Source organism: Kitasatospora sp. NPDC059408, from assembly GCF_042751525.1.
GTDB lineage: Bacteria > Actinomycetota > Actinomycetes > Streptomycetales > Streptomycetaceae > Kitasatospora.
In genome coordinates this window covers 93653-110710 of record NZ_JBHYWI010000019.1, presented here as the reverse complement: position 1 = coordinate 110710, position 17058 = coordinate 93653, and the positions used below count along the sequence as shown (strand labels likewise).

The following is a 17058-nucleotide window of genomic DNA, read 5'->3' as shown; positions in this document are numbered from 1 at the left end:
GAGTGCCACCGTGATGTGGGACGATGCCAGCTCACACAGACCACTGGAGGGGACGCCTGGTGGAGACCGCGGTCGGGACGACGGCTGGACAGCAGACCCCGGCGGGCCGCACCCGGCCCGGCCACGTTCGAACCGCCCCGTGGCACTGGGCCCTCGCCCTGGCCGGCTGCGGAGCCGTCGTGGCGAGCGCCCTCGCGGCCTCGCCCGCCACCGGCACGCCGGTGCCCCTCCACGGCAGCGGTCCCAAGGCCGCCCCGGCGGCCCTCGCCCCCGACCCGGCCAAGGCCCAACTCCCGCTCGACTGCGGCCCGTTCCCGGTCAAGCCGACGGTCAGCCTGGCCGCCGACCTCGGCGACGGCCGGCCCAGCACCGTCGTCGCCGCGCACTGCGCCGCCGAGACCGGCACCCCGCCGGACGCCGTCTACCTCCTCGGCGGCACCGCCGAGCGGCCCGTCGTCCTCGCGACCCTCGTCTCCGAGCGCGAGAACCTCACCGTCACCAGGCTCGCCCTGCGCTCCGACGGCACCATCACCGGCCACGCGCAGGGGTATTCGAGCGACGACGTCCCGCGCTTCAGCCCGGACGTCTCACTCGACCTCACCTGGACGCACAAGGGCGGCGGCTGGGTGCGCACCCGGACCGCCGCCCCGAACACCGAGACCTGAGACGCCTATTCGTCGGCGTCCGGCCCGTACACCTCGACCCGGTCGGCGACCCGGCGCACGTGGATGCAGTCGCCGGGGCACTCCTTCGCCGAGTCCACCACGTCCTGAAGCAGCGTCAGCGGCACGGGGGCCGTCTCCCCGGGCTGCTGGCGCAGTTCGTCGTCCGGCCCCTTCACGTAGGCCAGGCCGTCGATGTCGAGTTCGAAGACCTCGGGCGCGTACTGCGCGCAGATGCCGTCGCCGGTGCACAGGTCCTGGTCGATCCACACCTCCAGGGCCTCGTTCGCCGCCGTCCGCTCGGTCACCGACATCGTTGTTCTCCGCCGTTTCTGTCCCGGGTCGCCCCCGTCTGAGGGCAATCCCGCCATTCGTACAACGATCGGACCGGGCCTCCCGGTCGCGATCGGATATCGACTCGCTCGACGATACATCTGGTCCGCTTTGGGCGGTGCGCGGTGGGTATCCCCTTAGCAGAGGGGAAGCACGCAGGGCGAAGATCGGACACGCCCGTTCCATCTTTCTTGATCTAGGGGTTTACGGACCCCTGGTCCCAGGTAGGGTCTGGAAGCGTCCAGCTCCCCGGAGGAGGTGAGGACCGTGGCAGCCCACGATGACGACTACAACCGCAGCACCGGCAGGCCCGCTCGTGGTTCCGACGAGGCCGCTCAGGTCTCGTACCTTGAGCAGGAAATCGCCGTGCTGCGCCGCAAGCTCGCCGACTCGCCGCGCAATTCGAGAATCCTCGAAGAGCGGATCGTCGAGCTCCAGACCAACCTGGCCGGCGTGACCGCCCAGAACGAACGACTCGCCTCCACGCTGCGCGAGGCCCGCGACCAGATCGTGGCCCTCAAGGAAGAGGTGGACCGGCTGGCCCAGCCGCCCGCCGGCTTCGGCACCTTCCTGCAGGCGAACGAGGACGGCACCGCCGACATCTTCACCGGCGGTCGCAAGCTCCGCGTCAACGTCAGCCCCAACGTCGAACTCGACGTGCTGCGGCGCGGCCAGGAGGTGATGCTCAACGAGGCCCTCAACATCGTGGACGCGATGGCCTTCGAGCGCATCGGCGAGATCGTCACCCTCAAGGAGATCCTCGAGGACGGCGAGCGCGCCCTGGTCATCGGCCACACCGACGAGGAGCGCGTGGTGCGCCTCGCCGAACCGCTGCGCGAGGTCACCATCCGGGCGGGGGACGCCCTGCTGCTGGAGCCCCGCTCCGGCTACGTGTACGAGGTCGTGCCGAAGTCCGAGGTCGAGGAGCTCGTCCTCGAAGAGGTCCCGGACATCGACTACCGCCAGATCGGCGGCCTCAGCAACCAGATCGAGCTGATCCGCGACGCGGTCGAGCTGCCGTACCTGCACGCCGACCTCTTCAAGGAGTACGAGCTGCGCCCGCCCAAGGGCGTCCTGCTCTACGGCCCGCCCGGCTGCGGCAAGACGCTGATCGCCAAGGCGGTCGCCAACTCGCTGGCCAAGAAGGTCGCCGAGGTCACCGGCCGCCCCCAGGGCAAGAGCTACTTCCTCAACATCAAGGGCCCCGAGCTGCTCAACAAGTACGTGGGCGAGACCGAGCGGCAGATCCGCCTGGTCTTCCAGCGGGCCCGGGAGAAGGCGGGCGAGGGCACCCCCGTCATCGTCTTCTTCGACGAGATGGAGTCGCTGTTCCGCACCCGCGGCTCGGGTGTCAGCTCGGACGTGGAGAACACCATCGTCCCGCAGCTGCTGGCCGAGATCGACGGCGTGGAGGGCCTGGAGAACGTCATCGTCATCGGCGCCTCCAACCGCGAGGACATGATCGACCCGGCGATCCTGCGGCCCGGCCGCCTGGACGTCAAGATCAAGATCGAGCGCCCGGACGCCGAGGCCGCGAAGGACATCTTCTCCAAGTACCTGAAGGGCTCGCTGCCCTTCCACCCCGACGACCTCAAGGAGCACGACGGCTCGATCGAGGCCACCGTGGCCGCGATGATCCAGTCGGTCGTGGAGCGGATGTACTCGGAGACCGAGGACAACCGCTTCCTGGAGGTCACCTACGCCAACGGGGACAAGGAGGTCCTGTACTTCAAGGACTTCAACTCCGGCGCGATGATCCAGAACATCGTCGACCGCGCGAAGAAGATGGCCATCAAGGACTTCCTCGACCACGGTCAGCGCGGACTGCGCGTCTCCCACCTGCTCGCCGCCTGCGTGGACGAGTTCAAGGAGAACGAGGACCTGCCCAACACCACCAACCCGGACGACTGGGCCCGCATCTCCGGCAAGAAGGGCGAGCGGATCGTCTTCATCCGCACGCTGGTCACCGGCAAGCAGGGCGCCGAGTCCGGCCGCTCCATCGACACCGTCGCCAACACGGGGCAGTACCTGTAACCGCACCACTCTTTCGATCCGCAGGACGAGGCCGGCACCGGCCCCGGAACAGCACGCACCCCGTCCGGCTGTGGCGCCTCGCGGCCCCGCAGCCGGACGGCGCGTCTCGGGGCCCGGCCGTCGGCCCCGCGTTCTAGGCTCGACGCACCGTTCGCGGGCAGACCGCCGGCACCGGTGTCGTTCAGCGGTACGTCAGCGTGTTCCGCCCAGGGGGGCGGCGCACCGGGGCAAGGAGGGCCGCATGACCGTACGGCGCGTGATGGGCATCGAGACCGAGTACGGGATCTCCGTGCCCGGCCACCCCAACGCCAACGCCATGCTCACCTCGTCCCAGATCGTCAACGCGTACGCGGCGGCGATGCACCGGGCCAGGCGGGCCCGCTGGGACTTCGAGGAGGAGAACCCGCTGCGCGACGCCCGGGGCTTCGACCTCGCGCGCGAGGTGGCGGACGCCAGCCAGCTCACCGACGAGGACATCGGCCTCGCCAACGTCATCCTCACCAACGGGGCCCGGTTCTACGTGGACCACGCGCACCCCGAGTACAGCTCGCCCGAGGTCACCAACCCGCGCGACGCCGTGCTCTGGGACAAGGCCGGCGAACGGATCATGGCGGCCGCCGCGCAGCGCGCGCTGGAACTGCCCAACGGGCAGACCATCCACCTGTACAAGAACAACACCGACAACAAGGGCGCCTCCTACGGCACCCACGAGAACTACCTGATGAAGCGGGCGACGCCGTTCGCCGACATCGTCCGCCACCTCACCCCGTTCTTCGTCTCCCGCCAGGTGGTCACCGGCGCCGGCCGGGTCGGCATCGGCCAGGACGGCTCCGCCCACGGCTTCCAGATCAGCCAGCGGGCCGACTACTTCGAGGTCGAGGTCGGCCTGGAGACCACCCTCAAGCGGCCGATCATCAACACCCGCGACGAACCGCACGCCGACGCCGAGAAGTACCGTCGGCTGCACGTGATCATCGGGGACGCCAACCTCTCCGAGATCTCCACCTACCTCAAGCTGGGCACCACCGCGCTGGTCCTGTCGATGATCGAGGACTCCTTCATCGCCTCCGACCTCGCCGTCGACCAGCCGGTGCGCACCCTGCACCGGGTCTCCCACGACCCCACGCTCAAGCACCTGATCACCCTGCGCAACGGGCGCAAGCTCACCGCCGTCCAGCTGCAGCTGGAGTACTTCGAGCTCGCGCGCAAGTACGTCGAGGACCGCTTCGGCACCGACGCGGACGAGCAGACCGTGGACGTCCTGGCGCGCTGGGAGGACGTCCTCGGCCGGCTGGAGCGCGACCCGATGTCGCTCTCCCGCCAGCTGGACTGGATCGCCAAGCGGGAGATCCTGGAGGGCTACCGCAGCCGCGACGCCCTGGAGTGGGACAACCCGCGGCTGCACCTGGTGGACCTCCAGTACAGCGACGTGCGGCCCGAGAAGGGCCTCTACAACCGCCTGGTGGCCCGTGGCAGGTTCGAGCGGCTGGTCACCGAGGAGGAGGTCGAGCGGGCCGTCTCCAAGCCGCCGGAGGACACCAGGGCGTACTTCCGCGGGCGCTGCCTGGACCAGTACGCGGAGCACGTGGCGGCGGCGTCCTGGGACTCGGTCATCTTCGACCTGCCCGGCCGCGACTCGCTGCAGCGGGTGCCCACCCTGGAGCCCCTGCGCGGCACCCGCAACCACGTCAAGGAACTGCTGGACCGCTGCCGGACGGCCGAGGACCTGCTCCGGGTCCTCTCCGGCGGGTAACTTTTCGATCACCACGGGTGAACGTCCGCCGAATGGGAATCATCCGGGGTGGCAGCGGGTGTTGGACAGGAAGCGCCACCGGCAAACCGGGAGCGGCAGTCGCACCTTGTGTATAGGGTCGGTGCAGCAAGCAGCGACCCAACCGTGCCAGACGATTCGAGCGGGGTGAGGGAAATGGCGAGCAAGGACACCGGCGGCGGCCAGCAGCGGGCGAACCGCTCCTCCGAGGAGGTCGAGGAGCAGGCCGCGGAAACCCAGAATTCCGACGACCTCAAGGAGCGCCAGGAAAAGCTCAGCGACGACGTCGACGCGGTCCTGGACGAAATCGACGAAGTGCTCGAGTCGAACGCCGAGGATTTCGTGCGGGGATTTGTCCAAAAGGGTGGGCAATAGTCCGCCGCGGGGCATTGCGGAATTCACGGTCGTGACCGTCGGGGACGGCCGGGCGGCCACGGCCGTCCGCCCGTCCCGGCTCCGGCCCTCCACACGTGGACGTTGATCGTCGGCGGGTAGGGTGCGGGGATCGCGCGCTTCAAGCTACCTGGAAGGAATCGTGTGGAAGCCAACACTCGTGGCACCGGGCGTCTACCGGCTGCCTTCCTGACCCCGGGGTCCTCCTCGTTCCTCGACTTCCTCGCCGAGCACAAGCCGGAGTTGATCCCCGGCCGGCGCGGGCTGCCCGAGGGCACGGTGGTCGAGGCCCCGCACGGGACCACGATCGTGGCCGCGGTGTTCGACGGCGGTGTGGTCATCGCCGGTGACCGTCGCGCCACCATGGGCAACGTGATCGCCCAGCGGGACATCGAGAAGGTGTTCCCGGCCGACGAGTACAGCGCGGTCGGCATCGCCGGCACCGCCGGCCTCGCGGTCGAGATGGTCCGGCTGTTCCAGCTGGAGCTGGAGCACTACGAGAAGATCGAGGGCGCCACGCTCTCCCTGGAGGGCAAGGCCAACCGGCTCACCAGCATGATCCGCGGCAACCTCGGCATGGCGATGCAGGGCCTCGCGGTGGTGCCGATGTTCGCCGGCTACGACCTCGACCTCGGACGCGGCCGGATCTTCGGCTACGACGTCACCGGCGGGCGCTCCGAGGAGCGCGGCTTCGCGGCCACCGGCTCCGGCTCGGTGTTCGCCCGCGGCTCGATGAAGAAGCTCTACCGGGAGGGCCTGACCGCCGACCAGGCCGCCACCCTGGTCGTCCAGGCGCTCTACGACGCGGCCGACGACGACTCCGCCACCGGCGGCCCCGACCTCGCCCGCAAGATCTACCCCATCGTCTCGCTGATCACCGCGGACGGCTTCCACCGGCTCACCGAGCCGGAGGTCGCGCGGATCGCCGTCTCCATCACCGACCAGCGCCTCACCCACCCCGACGGCCCGCAGGCCCCGCTGCTCTAGCCGCCCACCTCACAGGAAAGGGACGACCGCCGGTGTCGACACCGTTCTACGTCTCGCCCCAGCAGGCCATGGCGGACCGCGCGGAGTACGCCCGCAAGGGCATCGCGCGCGGTCGCAGCGTGGTCGTGCTCACCTACGCCGACGGCATCGTCTTCGTCGCGGAGAACACCTCGCGGGCGCTGCACAAGGTCTCCGAGATCTACGACAAGATCGCCTTCGCGGCGGTCGGCCGCTACAACGAGTTCGAGAACCTGCGGATCGGCGGCGTGCGCTACGCCGACCTGCGCGGCTACTCCTACGACCGGGCCGACGTCACGGCCCGGGGCCTCGCCAACGTCTACGCCCAGACGCTCGGCACGATCTTCTCCTCGGTCGGCGAGAAGCCGTACGAGGTCGAGCTGATCGTCGCCGAGGTCGGCCGGACGACGGAGGAGGACCAGATCTACCGCCTCACCCCGGACGGTTCGATCGTCGACGAGAAGAACTACGTGGTGGTCGGCGGCAACGCCGACTCCATCGGCAACTACCTGGGCCAGCGCCACCGCGCCGGCATGGCGCTGGGCGAGGCGGTGCGGGTCGCCGTCGACTCCCTGGCCCGGGACCCCAACGGCGGCAGCGCCCGCAGCCTGACGCCGGAACAGCTGGAGGTGGCCGTCCTCGACCGCCAGCGGTTCCAGCAGCGGAAGTTCAAGCGGATCCTGGGCGGCCAGCTCGGCCGGCTGCTCGACGGGGACCAGTCCGCGGCGGACGACGAGGACGGTCCGGCGGCCACCCCGCCGTCGGACGAGTAGTGCCTTCGGAGTCCCGTGCGGCGAGCGATCGCCGCACGGGACTCCGGTGCCCCTGCGGCGGTTCGCCCGTCGTGGAGGCGGTTTCGGACAGCTCCGACAAGAAGAAGGAGTGCTCATGGACCGCCGGATCTTCGGGCTGGAGAACGAGTACGGGGTCACCTGCACGTTCCGCGGCCAGCGGCGGCTGTCGCCGGACGAGGTGGCGCGGTACCTGTTCCGCCGCGTCGTCTCCTGGGGCCGCAGCAGCAACGTGTTCCTGCGCAACGGCGCCCGGCTGTACCTCGACGTCGGCTCCCACCCCGAGTACGCCACCCCCGAATGCGACGACGTGGTCGAGCTGGTGACGCACGACAAGGCGGGCGAGCGCATCCTCGAAGGGCTCCTGGTGGACGCCGAACGGCGGCTGCACGAGGAGGGCATCGCGGGGGACGTCTACCTCTTCAAGAACAACACCGACTCGGCCGGCAACTCCTACGGCTGCCACGAGAACTACCTGGTGGCCCGGCACGGCGAGTTCTCCCGGCTGGCCGACGTGCTCATCCCGTTCCTCGTCACCCGCCAACTGATCTGCGGCGCGGGCAAGGTGCTGCAGACGCCGCGCGGCGCGGTGTACTGCGTGAGCCAGCGGGCCGAGCACATCTGGGAGGGCGTCAGCTCCGCCACCACCCGCTCCCGCCCGATCATCAACACCCGCGACGAACCGCACGCGGACGCCGAGCGCTACCGCCGGCTGCACGTGATCGTCGGCGACTCCAACATGTCGGAGACCACGACGCTGCTCAAGGTCGGCGCCACCGACCTGGTGCTGCGGCTGATCGAGGCCGGCGTGGTGATGCGCGACCTCACCCTGGAGAACCCGATCCGGGCGATCCGCGAGGTCAGCCACGACCTCACCGGCACCCACCAGGTGCGGCTCGCCAACGGGCGGGAGGCCAGCGCGCTGGACATCCAGGAGGAGTACTACACCAAGGCGCTGGAGTTCGCCGACCGCAAGGGCATCAACACCGGCACCATCGCGCAGGTCCTCGACCTGTGGGGCCGCACCCTGGAGGCCGTCCGCTCCGAGCGGCTGGACGGGGTGGCCACCGAGATCGACTGGATCATGAAGTACAAGCTCATCGAGCGCTACCGCGAGAAGCACCAGATGAGCATGTCCAACCCGCGGGTGGCGCAGATCGACCTCGCGTACCACGACATCCACCGCCGCCGGGGCCTGTTCTACCTGCTCCAGGGCAAGGGACAGGCGAAGCGGGTGACGACGGACCTCAAGACCTTCGAGGCCAAGTCGATCCCGCCGCAGACCACCCGGGCGCGGCTGCGCGGGGACTTCATCCGCCGGGCGCAGGAGCAGCGCCGGGACTTCACGGTGGACTGGGTGCACCTGAAGCTGAACGACCAGGCGCAGCGCACGGTGCTGTGCAAGGACCCGTTCCGTTCGGTGGACGAGCGGGTGGAGAAGCTGATCGCGGGGATGTGACCGAGCGGTCGTGGCCCACGCGCCATGATCGAGTCCGTGGAGCCGGCCCCGGTGGTGTCTACCGGGGCCGGACCCGTGCGGGGCATACGCTGTTCGTCGAGTCCGGAGAGCCGACTTCGAACGACAGTTAGGACCACCGTGCGCCGCACCGCCGGGTTGCTGATCACCCTTCCGCTGCTGCTGGCGGTCGCCTGCAGCAGTTCGACCAAGGCGGCCGGCCCGGCGACGCCGACCACGGCCAGCGCGGCCCCGACCGTGCCCACTCCGGTCGGCGAGGCCTCGCCGATGCCCACCCTCTCGGGCGGCGGCTTCGGCAGCAAGGCGACGATCACCCTGCCCGAGGGGCAGCAGCCCAGCGGCCAGTTCGTGGTGAACACCGTCAGCGAGGGCGACCGGCCCGCGGTGAACAAGGGCGACTGGGTCACGGTCAACTACTCGGCGAAGGACTGGACCACCGGCAAGGACCTGCCGAGTTCGTACGACGCGGGCGGCAAGCCGCAGCTGTACCAGGCGGGCAGCGGCCAGCTGGTGCCGGCCTTCGACCAGAGCGTGATCGGCAAGAAGGTCGGCAGCCGGCTGCTCGTGGTGGCCCCGCCGGCGGCGGCCTTCGGCGACCAGGGCAGCAGCCAGCTGGGCGTGGCCAAGGGCGACACGGTGGTGTTCGTGTTCGACGTCATGGAGAGCCTGCCGCAGGACTCGACCCTGACCGGCGCGATGACCCAGGCGGCGGCGAACCTGCCGCAGGTCAAGGACAACGGCAAGGCCGCGGCGACGATCACCGTTCCGGCCGGGCAGGCCGCGCCCACGGACCTCCAGCAGGCGGTGCTGGTCAAGGGTGAGGGCAAGCAGGTCAAGAGCGGGCAGACGCTGGTGGTGCAGTACACCGGGGTGCTCTGGAGCAACGGCCAGCAGTTCGACGCGTCCTGGACGCACGGCGGCGCGCAGGCGGTGCAGATCGGCACCGGGAGCGTGATCGAGGGCTGGGACAAGGGCCTGGTGGGCCAGAACGTCGGCAGTCGGGTGCTGCTGGTGGTGCCGCCCGCGCTCGGGTACAAGGACCAGGCGCAGGGTTCGGTGCCGGCGAACTCCACGCTGGTGTTCGTGATCGACATTCTGGAAGCGGTCTAGGAAGACTCCCGCAGGATTCCGTACGCTTGGGCGGGCGCTCGCACACGGAAGCGCCCGCCCTCATCCTGAACTGTCATACTGCCCTCGCACTGTGGCAGGCGCCTCCGGCGCCCGGGGCCCGGGCGGACGGTGCGACGGCAAACCGGCACTGAGTGTGCCGGTGGCAGAGCTCGAATGACCGGTGGCGAGATGGATGGGGAGTCATGACTGAGAAAGCGCCGAACCCCGGCGGGTCGGGTACCGCGGCGAACGACGGATCCTCGGGTGACCCGGCGGCGTCGCGTCCCGGCGGGCCGATGCCGGGCGACGGTGAGTCGATCGTCGTGCCGCCGTCGATCCTGAAGCAGCAGGCCGGCTGGGCGAGCCCGGAGGACCGGCCGCGGCCGGCCGGCGGGACGAAGACCGAGGAACCGCAGATCTTCGCCTCCAACGTGCGCAAGGTCGACAGCTCCGAGGCCGGGTACGACGAGAACCCGCCGTCGGTGGGCCGCCTCGGCGTGATCCTGGGCACGGTGCTCGCGGTGCTGCTGGTCGGCAGCGGCGTGACGCTCTACATGGTCAACAAGGACAACGGCTCGTCGGAGGCCAAGCCGGACGCCGCCAAGAGCGCGCCCGCCACGCCGACCGCCGACCCGGTGCCGCCGGTCAAGGACGACGCCAAGGTCCTGCCGACGATCACCGGCGACTTCGGCAAGAAGGCCGACATCCAGGTGCCGTCCGACCAGCCCGACGGCTCGTTCGTGGTGAAGGTGCTGTCCGAGGGCACCGGCGCGAAGGTGGACAAGAACTCCTGGACCACCGTCGACTACACGGCGAAGAACTGGAACACCGGCAAGGACATCCCGAGCTCCTTCGACCAGGGCCAGAAGCAGCAGATCTTCCAGGCCGGCACGGACGCGCTGATCCCGGCGCTGGACCAGGCGGTGCTCGGCAAGAAGGCCGGCAGCCGGGTCCTCGTGGTGGCGCCGCCGGCCGCGGCCTTCGGCGCGCAGGGCAAGCCGGACATGTCGATCGGGGCCAAGGACAACCTGATCTTCGTGATCGACATCCGCAACACCACCGCGCCGGACGCGACGGTCAGCGGCACGGTCACCCCGCCGCCGGCGGGCTTCCCGCAGGTCAAGGACAACGGCAAGAAGCCGGCCGAGATCACCCCGGTGGCCGGCGCGGCCGACCCGACCGAGCTGAAGACGCACGTCCTGATCAAGGGCACCGGCCCGGTGGTGGAGAAGGGCGAGAAGGTCGTCGTCCAGTACACCGGCGCGCTGTTCAAGGACGGCAAGGTCTTCGACTCCTCGCTCGGCAAGGGCCAGGCGTTCAGCTTCGCCGTCGGCGGCGGCCAGGTCATCCAGGGCTGGGACCAGGGCCTGGCGGGCCAGACCGTCGGCAGCCGGGTCGAGCTGGTGATCCCGGCGGCGCTGGCCTACGGCGACAAGGGCCAGGGCGAGATCCCGGCCAACGCGCCGCTGGTGTTCGTGGTCGACATCCTGGACGCGGGTCAGGGCTGATCCACTTTCGGGTGACAATGGTGTGCGTGTGACCTTCGGGACCGGCCGCGTGGCCGGTCCCGTACGGGCGGCGGGCGCCCGTACCGTGGTCCGGACGGACCGGGTGCAGGCGCCCGCCGCTTGGTCATGGAAGCAGAGAAAACCGTGAGAAGAGGGACTGTGAGCCTCAACGAGAAGCCTGAGATCGATTTCCCCGGCGGCGACGCTCCGACCGAGCTGCAGATCCGCGACATCGTCGTCGGTGACGGCGCGGAGGCCAAGAAGGGCCAGGTCGTCAGCGTCCGCTACGTCGGCGTGACCTTCGAGACCGGTGAGGAGTTCGACGCGAGCTGGAACCGGAGCCCCAACGAGTTCCGCTTCCCGCTGGGCGCCGGCCGCGTCATCAAGGGCTGGGACCAGGGTGTCGAGGGCATGAAGGTCGGCGGCCGCCGCGAGCTGGTCATCCCGTCGCACCTGGCGTACGGCGCGCAGTCGCCGTCGCCGCTCATCCCGGCGCACTCGACCCTGATCTTCGTGGTCGACCTGCTGGGCGTCTGAGCCCGTCGCGGCCGTGGGCCGGACCCCTCCGGGGGCCCGGCCCACGGGCGTTTGCGGATGCGGCTTTTGCGGTGCGTACCGCTACCGGTACGGTCGGTCCCGCCGGGTGACGATCGTCCGGCGGCGCACCCCGCGCACGGCGCGGCACACCGGAAGGGTCAGCGATGGCGATCGCCAAGGCAGAGCGGCTGATGAATCTCGCCCTGTGCCTGATGAACACCAGACGTCCGCTCTCCAAGAAGGAGCTGCGGGAATCCATCGAGGCGTACCGCGAGGCCTGGCAGAACAGCAGCGAGGACGCCTTCAACCGGATGTTCGAGCGGGACAAGGACGACCTGCGCGAGCTCGGCCTGGTGATCGACGTCGACGAGAACGCCCTGGACGGCGAGCTCGGCTACCTCGCCCGCGCCGACCGCAACCGGCTGCCCGAGATCGCGCTGGACGCCGAGGAGGCGGCCGCCCTCACGCTGGCCGCGCGGGTCTGGCAGCAGGCCAAGATGTCCGGCGCCGCCAGCGGCGCGCTGCAGAAGCTGCGGGCCGCCGGGGTGCCGTTCGCCGAGGCCGAGGCGCGCTCCGCCCTGGAACCGCGCATCCCCGCCCGGGAGGCCGCGTTCGAGCCGCTGCTCACCGCCGCCCGGGACCGTCGTCCGGTCACCTTCGAGTACCGCAAGGCCGGTGCCGCCGCCGTCGAGCAGCGCAGCGTCGAGCCGTGGGCGCTGGAGTGCTGGCGCGGGCACTGGTACCTGGCCGGCTGGGACCGCGACCGGGGCGACGCCCGGGTGTTCCGGCTCAGCCGGATCACCGGCAAGGTGCGGGCGAAGACCGGCGCGTTCCTCGGCACCGTGCCGGAGCACGTGGACGTGCGGGCGACCGTCGCCAAGTTCGCCGGCGAGGGCGCCACGGCCACCGCGACCGTGCGGGTCCGGCGGGGCGCGGGCTTCCCGCTGCGCACCAAGGCGCTGAGCACCGGCCGGGTCGACGAGGCCTGGGACGAACTGGAGATCCCGTACGGCAACGGGCTGGGCGCCGACCTGGCCGAGTTCGGGCCGGACGTCGTGGTGCTCGGGCCGGAGGAGCTGCGGGCCGACGTGATCGAGCGGCTGCGGGCGGTCGCCGGGCCGGACGTGGTGGAGGGTGTGCGGGCGTGAACGAGCGAAGCGAGCGAACGATGAGCAGGTGCGTATTGTGCGAAGCGCCCGCCGAGCGCAGCGAGGTGGACGCATGAGTAATGCGATCGACCAGACGCGACGGATGCTGTCGCTGGTCACCTACCTGCGGGAGCGGCCCGGGGCCGAGGTCGCCGAGGTGGCCCGCGCGTTCGGGATCACCGAGCGCGAGCTGATCGGGGACCTCAACGTGCTGCCGATGTGCGGCACCAGCTTCCGCGGCGGCGACCTGCTCGACATCGACACCGACGGCGAGCGGATCTGGTGGCACAACGTCGACGACGTGGCGCAGCCGCTGCGGCTGGCCGCCGACGAGGCCACCGCGCTGCTGGTCGCCGCCCGCGCGGTGGCCGGGCTGCCCGGTCTGCGGGCCGGGGACCGGGAGGCGCTCACCCGGGCCGTCGCCAAGATCGAGAACGCGGCGGGGGAGAGCGCCGAGGGCAGCGCCCGGGTCGGCGTGACGTTCGAGGCCGAGAGTCACGTCTTCGCCGACATCGACCGCGCGCTGAGCGAGGGCCGCCGGCTGTGGCTGCGCTATTACTCGCACGGGCGCGGCGGGATGACCGAGCGCGAGGTCGACCCGATCCGCCTGCTCACCGAGGGCCACACCTACCTGGAAGCCTGGTGCCGCACCTCGGAGGACCACCGGATGTTCCGGCTGGACCGGGTGGCCGAGATCCGGGTCCTGGACGTGCCCGCCGACCCGCCCCGGCGCGAGCCGCGGGACCTGTCCGGCGGGCTGGTCAACCCGGCGGCGGACGACCCGGAGGTGGTCGTCGAGGTGTCCTCCGGCGGGCGCTGGGTGGCCGAGTACTACACCCACGACCGGGCCGAGGAACTGCCGGACGGCGGCCTGCGGATCACCCTGCGCAGCGCCGACCCCTCCCAGCTGCGCCCGCTGGCGCTGCGGCTGGGCCGGGACGGGCGGATCGTGTCGCCGCCGCAGCTCGCCGAGCAGGCGCGCGCGGCGGCCCGGGAGGCGCTGGCCGTCTACGGGGAGGGGCGGGACTGAGCCGTGGAGCCCGGTACCAGATTCAAGGTCTACTGCTCGCAGTGCCGGGAGAAGGTGGAGCTGCCGGCCGAGGAGTTCCGCCTGACCCTCGGCCGCACCCCGGAGCAGGCGCACTACAGCTTCGGCTGCCCACTGTGCGGGGCGGCGGTGCGCAAGGCCGCGGGGGAGAAGATCGTGGCGGCGCTCACCGGGGCGGGAGTGCGCACCATGCGGCTCGTCCCGGCCGAGGGGTAGCAGTCCGGGCCCGGGACCTCGGCCCGTATAGGGTGGGCGGCATGTCCTGGATGCTCGTCGCCGCCGTCCTGCTCGCCACCGCGGGCCTGCTGGTCCTCGGCGTCCTCGGGATCCGGCTGTGGCTGGACGTCCGGGCGCTGGCCAAGGGCGTCGGCACGGCCTCGCGGGCGCTGGCCGACGCGGCCGAGGAGCTGGCGGCGGCGGTGCCCTCCCGCTGAGGACTGCGTCACCAGGTCGTACGGGGACTGCATCCCGGGTGTAGGGGCGGGTTACGCTCTGAGGTGGCTCCTGAACTGCGAACCGGGGGCCGCTGTCCTTGTTCGGGCGGACGTCGTCGGGGTGTCATCCGCAGCGGTTACCATCCGCCGCGGGCGGTCCGCCGGTGCCGCGTTGACTGAAGGTGGTCGAGCATGCGCATCTCGATGACCGCGATCGTCGTGGTCGTGGTAATCGCCATCGTGCTTTTCGGTGCCAAGCGGCTGCCCGATCTGGCGCGCTCGCTCGGCCAGTCGATGCGGATCCTCAAGAGCGAGGCCAAGGCGATGCGCACGGACGGCGAGGCCGCGGAGCCCGCGCCGGCGCCGCCGGTGAGCGGCGGTGCGGCCAAGACCATCCAGACCGCGCCCGGTGCCACCGGCACGGCCCGGCCGGTGGCCGAGCCCGCCGAGCGGCCCGCCGCGGACGGCGACCGGCCGCACTGAGCGCGGCGCACGTGACGCACGCGACCACGGAGGCCCGTCGACCGGCGGGCCTCGACGCACGAGTTGAGGACCGGGGTTGAGCAAGCTCTCCAAGGCGCCGAAGGCGTCCAAGGATCCTGAGGGGCGGATGGCCCTCGCCGATCACCTGCGGGAACTGCGCAATCGCGTGGTCAAGTCGGTCATCGCGATCGTGCTGATCACCATCGTCGCGGCGATCTACCACAAGCCGATCGAACACTTCCTGCTGGAGCCGCTGCCGCAGTGCACCCCGGACACGGCCGACCAGTTCGACGGGAAGTGCGCTCAGGTCTCGACGATCGGTCTGACCTCCGGTTTCACCTGGATGCTCCAGGTGGCACTGACGGCCGGTGTGGTGGGCGCCGTGCCGGTCTGGCTGTGGCAGGTGTGGGCCTTCGTGGCGCCGGGCCTGCACCGGCACGAGAAGAAGTACACGGTCATCTTCATGGCGGCCGGGGCGCCGCTGTTCCTGGCCGGTGTGGGCTGCGCCATCCTGACGCTGCCGACCACGGTCCAGGTGCTGATCTCGTTCACCCCGGACAAGACCACGCCGATCCTGCCGCCCAACGACTACTTCGACATCGCCACCCGCATGGTGCTGGTCTTCGGCGCGGCCTTCGAGTTCCCGCTGCTGCTGGTCATGATGAACATGGTCGGCATGGTCACCGGCAAGCGGCTGCTCGGCTGGTGGCGCGGGATGGTCATGGGCATCACGGTGTTCGCCGCGTTCGCCACCCCGAGCGCCGACCCGGTCAGCATGCTGGTGCTGGCCGCGCCGATCTGGGCGCTGTACTTCGCCGCGGTGGGCATCGCGCTGTTCAACGACCGGCGCAAGCGCCGCAACAACCCGGACGCCGACCTGGACGACGAGGAGGCCTCGCACGTGGACCTCTCGGTCGAGACGGTCGCGGGGGCGGAGGCCATCGAGGCCTCGACGGCGCCGGCGGCGAGTGCTCCGGTGCCGGCCGCGCGCCGGGAGCAGATGGACGACATCACCTGATCCGTTGATCCGCTGATCGCCGGCCCCGGCCCGTCGCACCCCGTGTGCGGCGGGCCGGGGCTTTTGCGTCGCTTGGGTCCGGTTCGCGTTTCGTCGCGGCACTCTTGGCAGGGCTGATGGCATGTGACATATTACTGCCGTGCCCAAGACCTGGAGACCTCCCCTGGACGTCGTCGTGGTCGGCGCCGGAGTCGTCGGCGCCGCCTGCGCCTACTACGCGGCCCGCGCCGGGCTCGCCGTCGCCGTCGTCGACCGCGGGCCGGTGGCCGGCGGCACCACCGGCGCCGGCGAGGGCAACCTGCTGGTCTCCGACAAGGAGCCCGGGCCCGAGCTCGACCTCGCGCTGCTCAGCACCCGGCTGTGGCGCGAGCTCGCCGGGGAACTCGGCGCCGCCGTGGAGTACGAGGCCAAGGGAGGCCTGGTCGTCGCCCAGGCCGCGGCCGGGCAGGAAGCCCTGCGAGCCTTCGCCGCGCGCCAGGCGGCCGCCGGGGTGGTCGCCGAGGAGGTGCCCGCCGAGCGGCTTCGGGAGCTGGAACCGCACCTCTCGCCGGGCATGGCCGGCGGCTTCCACTACCCGCAGGACGCCCAGGTGCAGCCCGCCCTCGCCGCCGCCCACCTGCTGCGCGCGGCCCGGCGGATGGGCGCGGAACTGATCACCGGCGAGATCGTCCGGACCGTCCGCCGGGGGGCGGACGGCGCCGTCCTCGGCGTCGGGACCGACCGGCGGCGGCTGGACGCGCCCGCCGTCGTCAACGCCGCCGGGACGTGGGGCGGGGAGTTCGCCGCGCTGGCCGGGGTGCACCTGCCCGTCCTGCCCAGGCGCGGGTTCGTCCTCGTCACCGAGCCGCTGCCGCGGATCGTGCGGCACAAGGTCTACGCCGCCGACTACGTCGCCAACGTGGCCAGCGGATCGGCCGGGCTGGAGACCTCGGCCGTGGTCGAGGGCACGCCCGGCGGGCCGGTGCTGATCGGCGCCAGCCGGGAGCGGGTCGGCTTCGACCGGACGCTCTCCCGGGAGGTGCTGCGGCGGCTCGCCGCGCAGGCGGCCGAACTGTTCCCGGTGCTCGCGGACGTCGCCGTGATGCGCGCCTACCGGGGATTCCGCCCCTACCTGCCGGACCACCTGCCGGCGGTCGGCGCCGACCCGCGCGTGCCCGGGCTCTACCACGCGTGCGGGCACGAGGGCGCCGGGATCGGGCTCGCCCCGGCGACCGGGCTGCTGATCGCCGAACAACTGACCGGCAAGCAGCCGGAGTTCGACCTCACGCCGTTCCGGGCCGACCGATTCCCGGCCGCCTGACCCGCA

At 71.2% G+C, this 17058-nt stretch carries 18 protein-coding genes; 17 read left to right on the top strand and 1 reads right to left on the bottom strand.

Translation table 11 applies throughout. The features are described from left to right. The first annotated feature begins 59 nt into the window (after positions 1–59). Positions 60–665 carry a hypothetical protein gene (locus tag ACFXDE_RS15410; RefSeq protein ID WP_380494406.1) on the top strand — a complete coding sequence of 202 codons (606 nt, stop codon included), beginning with the start codon at positions 60–62 and terminating at the stop codon, positions 663–665. 5 nt (positions 666–670) lie between these two features. On the opposite strand, the gene ACFXDE_RS15405 is transcribed toward ACFXDE_RS15410, so the two are convergent. Further along, complete coding sequence (locus ACFXDE_RS15405; protein ID WP_380448371.1) at positions 671–976, bottom strand: ferredoxin; 306 nt, start codon at positions 974–976, stop codon at positions 671–673. 286 nt (positions 977–1262) lie between these two features. Between ACFXDE_RS15405 and arc the strand changes: the two genes are divergently transcribed. The 16 genes from arc to ACFXDE_RS15325 all read left to right on the top strand — a co-directional run bounded on the left by arc (position 1263) and on the right by ACFXDE_RS15325 (position 17052). Continuing rightward, the gene (arc, locus tag ACFXDE_RS15400) at positions 1263–3029 is read left to right on the top strand and encodes a proteasome ATPase (RefSeq protein WP_380448373.1); all 1767 of its coding nucleotides are present in this window, start codon (positions 1263–1265) and stop codon (positions 3027–3029) included. Between the two features lie 241 nt (positions 3030–3270). Next, a complete protein-coding gene (gene dop, locus ACFXDE_RS15395) occupies positions 3271–4782 on the top strand; it encodes a depupylase/deamidase Dop (protein WP_380448374.1) in 1512 nt (503 codons plus the stop codon). A gap of 174 nt (positions 4783–4956) precedes the next feature. Beyond that, positions 4957–5175, top strand: coding sequence for a ubiquitin-like protein Pup (locus tag ACFXDE_RS15390; RefSeq protein ID WP_031069167.1), 219 nt, complete (start codon positions 4957–4959; stop codon positions 5173–5175). Between the two features lie 162 nt (positions 5176–5337). Further along, positions 5338–6180, top strand: coding sequence for a proteasome subunit beta (gene prcB, locus ACFXDE_RS15385; protein ID WP_380494403.1), 843 nt, complete (start codon positions 5338–5340; stop codon positions 6178–6180). 32 nt (positions 6181–6212) lie between these two features. After that, complete coding sequence (gene prcA, locus ACFXDE_RS15380; RefSeq protein WP_380448378.1) at positions 6213–6971, top strand: proteasome subunit alpha; 759 nt, start codon at positions 6213–6215, stop codon at positions 6969–6971. A 115-nt stretch (positions 6972–7086) separates the two neighbouring features. Next, entirely contained in the window at positions 7087–8448 is a 1362-nt protein-coding gene (pafA, locus tag ACFXDE_RS15375) for a Pup--protein ligase (protein ID WP_359972401.1), read from the top strand. A gap of 138 nt (positions 8449–8586) precedes the next feature. Further along, on the top strand, positions 8587–9576 hold the full coding sequence (locus ACFXDE_RS15370) for an FKBP-type peptidyl-prolyl cis-trans isomerase (protein WP_380494400.1): 990 nt from the start codon (positions 8587–8589) through the stop codon (positions 9574–9576). A 203-nt stretch (positions 9577–9779) separates the two neighbouring features. After that, positions 9780–11084, top strand: coding sequence for an FKBP-type peptidyl-prolyl cis-trans isomerase (locus ACFXDE_RS15365; protein ID WP_380494398.1), 1305 nt, complete (start codon positions 9780–9782; stop codon positions 11082–11084). A gap of 126 nt (positions 11085–11210) precedes the next feature. Continuing rightward, positions 11211–11621: an FKBP-type peptidyl-prolyl cis-trans isomerase gene (locus ACFXDE_RS15360; RefSeq protein ID WP_380444392.1), complete on the top strand. Its 411-nt coding sequence runs from the start codon at positions 11211–11213 to the stop codon at positions 11619–11621. 164 nt (positions 11622–11785) lie between these two features. After that, entirely contained in the window at positions 11786–12769 is a 984-nt protein-coding gene (locus tag ACFXDE_RS15355) for a helix-turn-helix transcriptional regulator (protein WP_380444391.1), read from the top strand. A gap of 73 nt (positions 12770–12842) precedes the next feature. Beyond that, on the top strand, positions 12843–13799 hold the full coding sequence (locus ACFXDE_RS15350) for a helix-turn-helix transcriptional regulator (RefSeq protein WP_380494395.1): 957 nt from the start codon (positions 12843–12845) through the stop codon (positions 13797–13799). A 3-nt stretch (positions 13800–13802) separates the two neighbouring features. Further along, positions 13803–14033 carry a hypothetical protein gene (locus ACFXDE_RS15345; protein WP_380444387.1) on the top strand — a complete coding sequence of 77 codons (231 nt, stop codon included), beginning with the start codon at positions 13803–13805 and terminating at the stop codon, positions 14031–14033. Positions 14034–14074: 41 nt separating this feature from the next. Further along, positions 14075–14251, top strand: a complete 177-nt coding sequence (locus ACFXDE_RS15340; RefSeq protein ID WP_359972417.1) for a hypothetical protein — start codon at positions 14075–14077, stop codon at positions 14249–14251. Positions 14252–14443: 192 nt separating this feature from the next. Continuing rightward, complete coding sequence (gene tatA / locus ACFXDE_RS15335) at positions 14444–14734, top strand: Sec-independent protein translocase subunit TatA (protein ID WP_380444385.1); 291 nt, start codon at positions 14444–14446, stop codon at positions 14732–14734. 127 nt (positions 14735–14861) lie between these two features. Further along, positions 14862–15752, top strand: a complete 891-nt coding sequence (gene tatC / locus ACFXDE_RS15330; RefSeq protein ID WP_380494447.1) for a twin-arginine translocase subunit TatC — start codon at positions 14862–14864, stop codon at positions 15750–15752. A 139-nt stretch (positions 15753–15891) separates the two neighbouring features. Continuing rightward, the gene (locus tag ACFXDE_RS15325; RefSeq protein WP_380494391.1) at positions 15892–17052 is read left to right on the top strand and encodes an NAD(P)/FAD-dependent oxidoreductase; all 1161 of its coding nucleotides are present in this window, start codon (positions 15892–15894) and stop codon (positions 17050–17052) included. Positions 17053–17058: the final 6 nt, after the last annotated feature.

Excerpts from the sequence above, each read along its gene's own strand:
- tatC (WP_380494447.1), top strand. The coding sequence starts at position 14,862 with ATGGCCCTCGCCGATCACCTGCGGGAACTGCGCAATCGCGTGGTCAAG.
- pafA (WP_359972401.1), top strand. The coding sequence starts at position 7,087 with ATGGACCGCCGGATCTTCGGGCTGGAGAACGAGTACGGGGTCACCTGC.
- tatA (WP_380444385.1), top strand. The coding sequence starts at position 14,444 with ATGCGCATCTCGATGACCGCGATCGTCGTGGTCGTGGTAATCGCCATC.
- ACFXDE_RS15405 (WP_380448371.1), bottom strand. The coding sequence starts at position 976 with ATGTCGGTGACCGAGCGGACGGCGGCGAACGAGGCCCTGGAGGTGTGG.
- ACFXDE_RS15365 (WP_380494398.1), top strand. The coding sequence starts at position 9,780 with ATGACTGAGAAAGCGCCGAACCCCGGCGGGTCGGGTACCGCGGCGAAC.
- ACFXDE_RS15355 (WP_380444391.1), top strand. The coding sequence starts at position 11,786 with ATGGCGATCGCCAAGGCAGAGCGGCTGATGAATCTCGCCCTGTGCCTG.
- ACFXDE_RS15390 (WP_031069167.1), top strand. The coding sequence starts at position 4,957 with ATGGCGAGCAAGGACACCGGCGGCGGCCAGCAGCGGGCGAACCGCTCC.
- ACFXDE_RS15350 (WP_380494395.1), top strand. The coding sequence starts at position 12,843 with ATGAGTAATGCGATCGACCAGACGCGACGGATGCTGTCGCTGGTCACC.
- dop (WP_380448374.1), top strand. The coding sequence starts at position 3,271 with ATGACCGTACGGCGCGTGATGGGCATCGAGACCGAGTACGGGATCTCC.
- ACFXDE_RS15340 (WP_359972417.1), top strand. The coding sequence starts at position 14,075 with ATGTCCTGGATGCTCGTCGCCGCCGTCCTGCTCGCCACCGCGGGCCTG.
- ACFXDE_RS15360 (WP_380444392.1), top strand. The coding sequence starts at position 11,211 with ATGGAAGCAGAGAAAACCGTGAGAAGAGGGACTGTGAGCCTCAACGAG.